The organism is Arsenophonus sp. ENCA (assembly GCF_002287155.1).
Taxonomy (GTDB): Bacteria; Pseudomonadota; Gammaproteobacteria; order Enterobacterales; family Enterobacteriaceae; genus Arsenophonus; species Arsenophonus nilaparvatae.
The window spans coordinates 1-5496 of record NZ_NHNG01000774.1 but is presented as its reverse complement, the minus strand read 5'-3'; the positions used below and the strand labels follow the sequence as shown (position 1 = coordinate 5496).

Sequence of the window (5496 nt, the reverse complement as noted above, 5' to 3'; positions counted from 1 at the left end):
ATCGAGAAGTTAAACAAAATTGTGGTATTGAACGCTGTCAGGCTCGCACGAGCCGAGCGCAAAGAAATCATATTTTTCTCGCTATTTCTGCGTGGTTTGAACAACATAAACGTCGTATATCTGAAAAAATAACCCTTTATCAACAAAATTGGGACGTAATCAAAAATGCTATTGCTGAGCACATCCGTGTTTTATTAGCGTACCCAAATTAGTTTTGTGCGAAACTCGTGAGTTATAAATGTTTTGTCCAAAAGCAAAATTCCAGTTTCCCGCTAGAAATGAGGTTTCTGTTATTTTTGTCAGTAGTTTTTTTTGCTCATCAGCGTAAGCCAGCTTCACAAAAGTAGAGCCGTCATCACAAAATATCTTTTGCATAAAAAAATCCTTATTGGTATTAATTTTATTACCAATAATAAACCAAAAGTTAAGAAAATCAAAATAAAAACGCAAAATAAACCCAATTTGGTTAAATAAATAAAACCATTTAACAAAAACACCAAAACAAAAAACCAATTTGGTTTTATTTTGGTGTTATTTTTAATAAGAAATTTATTTGATTTCGCCCACTCTTTGCAGGATTTTAAATGCGGTAGCTTTTTGTTTCGGCGAAATGTTATTCCATTGCCGATATGAAGTGATGACGTTATTTAAAAAACGGATTTCCCAATTTGTTAATGTCGGATATTTTTTCCACAAAGTGGCATTTTCAGCATGAGAAATTAATTCAGATTCTTTCATTTATCTTTTTTCGCCGTGCCAAACGTTGCAAATTATCCTCAACATCCACTTTGGTGACCTCTCCTGCTATCTGACCGTCTTTGTCATAACGACTAGCCCCTAACTGGATAAGTACCCGATAATCAGCGTGATAACCAATACTGCCTAAACAGGCTCTCAAACGCCTTCTGGCTATTGGGAAGCCCTTTTCTTTCACTTCTTGCCACATATCTTGTTGTATACCAATTTTCATGGGTCTCAATTGATTCTCAGGAAATAGAATAGGCCAAAAAGTGGTTATCTGTAAGATTGCCTCTTCCAATGGTAATCGCTTTTTAGGCGGTATTGGTGGTTTTGGAATTTTAACCTTCACTTCCTGTTTAGGTTTTTCAACCTTCTTGGGTTGAGGTTTTACTACCTTTTGGGGTTTCGGTTTTTTTGCCTGTTTTTTCGGGGCAGCATTGACCCATACCTTTTTACGGTAAACTGAGTTACTTTGGGGCTGCTCTTCTTGTGAAGCCTTTCTAGGTCGATTTAGGGTTAATTTCTTACGCTCGGTCATAATTTAATCTTTAAACAGGTTACTCATTTCAGTATCAGTGAGACCCGTTGATAGTTTCACTATATCTCTTTCTACGCCTTTCTCAAGAAGTTGGCGCGCTATCTTCATCGATGCCTGTTTTTCGCCTTCAAGTTTACCTTCTTGAACGCCATCATTTTTGCCTAATTGATAGCCTTCCAGTTTGCCTTTTTGTAATCCTTTTTGTAATCCTTTTTGTAATCCTTCTTGTAATCCTTCTCGCCTTAATGCTTGAGCAATAGTCATAAGTGCTCCTTCGTGTTTCTCTGATTTTTTGGCTATATGGGTGATAAATTCCATTGGTTTTTTTGCGTTACCTTCCTGGATGAGATAGTTAAACATCGTGATAACCTGATTATCGGTATAATAATTATACGACAACAGTTTAACAATGCTATCCACTAACTCGGTCATATCCCTTCTGCGGATGTGCTTTTGGATGAGGGTCAACAAAGCCATTCGCTTATGCTTCATAATCTGACCGTCTTCTAGCGTTGTCACATCTGCTAATCGAAACGGTTGAGTATAGATACGCTCTGCGAGTTTTCTGTCATGAAAACAGTCAAGCCAATGAGTGCTATAGGGATAAGGACTTTTTTCACCTGTGTAAAACAGGATAGGAAACACTAACGGTAATTTTTTGTGGCCAGCCTCTAAATGCTTCTGCATCGCTGCCATGCTATAACGCATGAGTCGCCATGCCATCAGTTTATCCGGTGTCGATTGATGCTCAATCAATAGGTAGACATAACCTTTCCCCTGTTGAGTATTCACCGAATAGAGAATATCGCTCTGGTAGTTTCTCATTTCACTATCGACAAATGATCCAGATTCCACTTTTAGGCTATCTAAGTCACACAGCGACTTAATCTCATCAGGAAGCCAAATGTCGAAGAAGTCTTTTGCCGTCTCTTTTTCACTTAAAAACTGCTTGAATACGCTGTCGTGTGGCGTTGGGGTGAATTTTTTACTCATCCGATATCTTCAATGATGGCTAGCGTCAGATTGAATTATGGCAAACAAACCCGCTATATTAAATACGCTATTTATTCATTACCTATCAGACATCATAATCCAGCCATACAAAAACGCACCCTATCTTCTCAGGTGCGTTTATTTTTTGTTACTGGTATCTTTTTATGGATAATCATAGGAAAAACGCTCAAAATCGATTACAGGCGGTTTTACAAGCATTCCTGAGTTAGGCTTGTGTCGACTTTTCATTTTCAGCAACTTTGGTCAGGATATTTACCAACAATTTATTGATGATAAGAGTCCTCTTCGCTCTGGTCGCGGAAACATACAGTAAATTCACTTCATCTCTAAAGGCTGCTTTGTCCATATCAGGGTCAAAAAGATTATTTGGAAAGTCATTATTGATTTCGACGATATCCCACTCCAGTCCCTTTGCTCGGTGGGCAGTGGTAACCGTAACCGTTGCTTCATCTTCAGTGTCTACCGTTCGTTTGCGTAAAACATCCACTTTCTTTGGTAACGGGGTAAATTTTTCGATGATTTTGATAGATTGCAACATTTCTTGGTCACCACTGGCATTCGCCATGCGCTTATAATTCGAATAATCATGATATTCGGTATAAAGCCGTTGGTTACTCATCTTCTTTCGCTTACCGAGTGAAAACCAGTGAAGGTTAATTAATTCATCGATACGATAAGCCGCTATCCCATTAACCCAATAGATAGTGGCTTTTTTGCTACTGGCTTCCAGCGCCGAACCAATTACTCCTGCTATCGTTCGACTGAGTATGGCTCGGTGAGGAAAGCCTTGCTTAGGTATATCAATGAGAATGTCATCTTTTTCACCTCTGCCAACCACCTGATGAGTTTCACCGTTCATTGCCAGTAATGCATTAGCCACATCCGCAATACAGGCACCAAAGCGAAAACTATGGGTTAACCAGAGACGGTCAGCATCCGTAAGCAAAGGGGCTTTTAACGCATCGACCGCCCCTCGAAAGCGATAAATCTGTTGATGAGCATCACCCACCATCACTAACTTCGTGGTTTGACGAAAAACAATATCGTGAGTAACCGGATTAGCGTCTTGCGCTTCATCAAACAAAATAATGTCAAAACGAGTGGAAAGGTTAGGTTGGGAGAGTTGGTACAATTTTAAATACATATCATGAATAACGGGGAAATTATCAGCAAGGTCAATCATTCGATGCCAGAGCCGTTCGCTCTGCCTGACGACATCATTAGCGGTAAATGATTTTTTAACTTCCCCCATCAATATTGAAGGACAGTGACGTAACATAATCTGACTATCTACGCTGCACATAAAGTTATTTAAGGTGTCTTGAATGGCTTTTACGTATAACCAATCATCACTCTGAGTAGCATTGGCAATATCAAAAAGGCGTAAGGAATTTGTTAATCGATTAGCGTAATTTCTACCAAAGCCAGGCCATGCCAGTTGATGGGAGGTTTTACAAAGCACATTAGCGGGAAATTTCTCGTCCGCCTCTTCTCTCACTGAGCGATTAAACGCAATGTAGAGCATCCTAAGCGCCGGATGTTTTTCGGCGTATTTCACTAACGTTGAGGTTTTTCCTGTTCCGGCAAAAGCATTAACCACAAGCTTATCACCCTGCCAATCAATGACCGCTTGTTGTTCTGGCGTTGGATTTATCAAAATTTTCTCCTGCATAACTCAATGCAATAAGTTTACCAGAAATTGATTGAATAGGTGATTTGCCGGAATTTGTGCAGTTTTTTGATATTGCGTTTGACATTAGCAGAGACGTTAAAGTTAAAACCACCGATAACGCATTGTGCGAAACGATAATTTTTTGGCTGCATGAATTTACGTTTTTATCGAGAAAATCGCTCAGAATCGATTACAGCGCATTTTATGGGTATTTGTGACGGGTATTTCTGTTTTAATTTTTAAAAATGATTAGATTTATCGATTATTAATTTCTGATAACCGTGTTTTGCTGTTCAAAATCGTTCAGTTTCGGACATCCTACAAAACACCTGTACGAAAATAGTCAAAGTGTATTTTATACAGACGCTTTAGTTCATACATCGTTTTCGGTCAGTTATTTGACAGCTTCTTTCAAAGTCTTACCCGCTTTAAAACTGGGTACGTTTGCAGCAGCAATCTGTATAACCTTGCCTGTTTGTGGATTGCGTCCATCTCTGGCTGCTCGTTGCTTCATCTGAAAGCTGCCAAAGCCAACTAGCTGTAGATCATCGCCAGCCTTTAGCGCTTCTGTCACGGTTTCAATGAAAGCGTTCAGTGCCTTCTCTGAATCTTTTTTGGTTAAGTCAGCTTTTTCAGCGATTTGATTAATGAGTTCTGTTTTGTTCATGTTGTGCCTGAATTAATCGATAAGTTAATCCTAGTGATGCTAGCTGTAGCAACTGAATAGTGCAATGTTTCAGCCTTAATTAACTCAAAAAAATCTTTTTAATTAAAATCCCACCGCTCGCCACAGTCTGTGACCGAGCAAAGCGAGTGAGCAGACGAGGAAGCGGAATATCACAATTACAAAAAAGAAATACGGTCACTCAGTAGTAACATATTTTTCGGTTAGGGAGTTTTGTAAGAAGAAAAGTTATCTACAGGGGTAGCCCCGATTAAAAAGATTATATTTTTTTGATTATAAAAGATTAGCGGGCTTTTTAAGTGAATTTTTCTTTTTTTTTCTTTTATTTTCAATAAGTTACATAATCGCTTGTTAGGTTTTTTTATCTTTAAAATCAATAACTTATAAAATTACTCGGTTGAACTATTACCTTCCTATTTACTTCATTGAATGAATATAAGTTTTTGTATTTATTATCTTTATAATTTATTGAATGACTTTTTATTACAGCTATTCTGTACTTTTGGTCTTAATGTCCCGTGTTTGCGTTACAGCTATCCCGAATAAGCGTTACAGCTATCCCGAATAAAAATATCCTTATTGATAATAACACTTGTGCTTGTGCTTGTAGGTGTGCTATTATTGTTTTATTATTTCGCTGTTTTAGGAAAAATGAGTGTCATATGAAAAAAACAACAAGTGACTTCAAAGATGATATTTTAAGGCTTAGAGAACAAGGGCTTTCTTACGAGAGAATCGCGTTTTGGTTAGCTGAAAATAAAAAGTTTGAAGTTACGGCGAATGCAATACGATTGTTTATCGTAAAACAGAAAAGAATTGCAGCTATGAAAAAATGATTTCAGCCCC

Annotated in this window: 7 protein-coding genes and 1 pseudogene; 2 read left to right on the top strand and 6 right to left on the bottom strand. The window is 38.1% G+C overall.

Annotated features, from left to right (window positions below; genetic code table 11):
* Positions 1–212: pseudogene (locus CBG25_RS20090) on the top strand (hypothetical protein); the annotation flags it as partial.
* On the opposite strand, the gene parM reads toward CBG25_RS20090, so the two are convergent.
* The 6 genes from parM to CBG25_RS20060 all read right to left on the bottom strand — a co-directional run bounded on the left by parM (position 169) and on the right by CBG25_RS20060 (position 4632).
* Positions 169–375 (bottom strand): plasmid segregation protein ParM domain-containing protein, encoded by a 207-nt coding sequence (gene parM / locus CBG25_RS20085; RefSeq protein WP_290608863.1) that lies wholly within the window; start codon positions 373–375, stop codon positions 169–171. The pseudogene CBG25_RS20090 and the gene parM sit on opposite strands and share 44 nt — an antisense overlap.
* 174 nt (positions 376–549) lie before the next feature.
* Positions 550–738 carry a hypothetical protein gene (locus tag CBG25_RS20080; RefSeq protein WP_290608862.1) on the bottom strand — a complete coding sequence of 63 codons (189 nt, stop codon included), beginning with the start codon at positions 736–738 and terminating at the stop codon, positions 550–552.
* A complete protein-coding gene (locus tag CBG25_RS20075; protein ID WP_290608861.1) occupies positions 725–1279 on the bottom strand; it encodes a ProQ/FINO family protein in 555 nt (184 codons plus the stop codon). Before CBG25_RS20075 ends, CBG25_RS20080 begins: the two co-directional genes overlap by 14 nt.
* Before the next feature lie 3 nt (positions 1280–1282).
* Positions 1283–2272 carry an Rpn family recombination-promoting nuclease/putative transposase gene (locus tag CBG25_RS20070; protein ID WP_290608860.1) on the bottom strand — a complete coding sequence of 330 codons (990 nt, stop codon included), beginning with the start codon at positions 2270–2272 and terminating at the stop codon, positions 1283–1285.
* Between the two features lie 226 nt (positions 2273–2498).
* Complete coding sequence (locus CBG25_RS20065; RefSeq protein ID WP_290608858.1) at positions 2499–3950, bottom strand: UvrD-helicase domain-containing protein; 1452 nt, start codon at positions 3948–3950, stop codon at positions 2499–2501.
* Between the two features lie 409 nt (positions 3951–4359).
* Positions 4360–4632 carry an HU family DNA-binding protein gene (locus CBG25_RS20060; protein ID WP_290608856.1) on the bottom strand — a complete coding sequence of 91 codons (273 nt, stop codon included), beginning with the start codon at positions 4630–4632 and terminating at the stop codon, positions 4360–4362.
* 680 nt (positions 4633–5312) lie between these two features.
* On the opposite strand from CBG25_RS20060, the gene CBG25_RS20055 reads away from it, so the two are divergent.
* On the top strand, positions 5313–5486 hold the full coding sequence (locus CBG25_RS20055) for a hypothetical protein (RefSeq protein ID WP_290604136.1): 174 nt from the start codon (positions 5313–5315) through the stop codon (positions 5484–5486).
* The last annotated feature ends 10 nt before the right edge of the window (positions 5487–5496 follow it).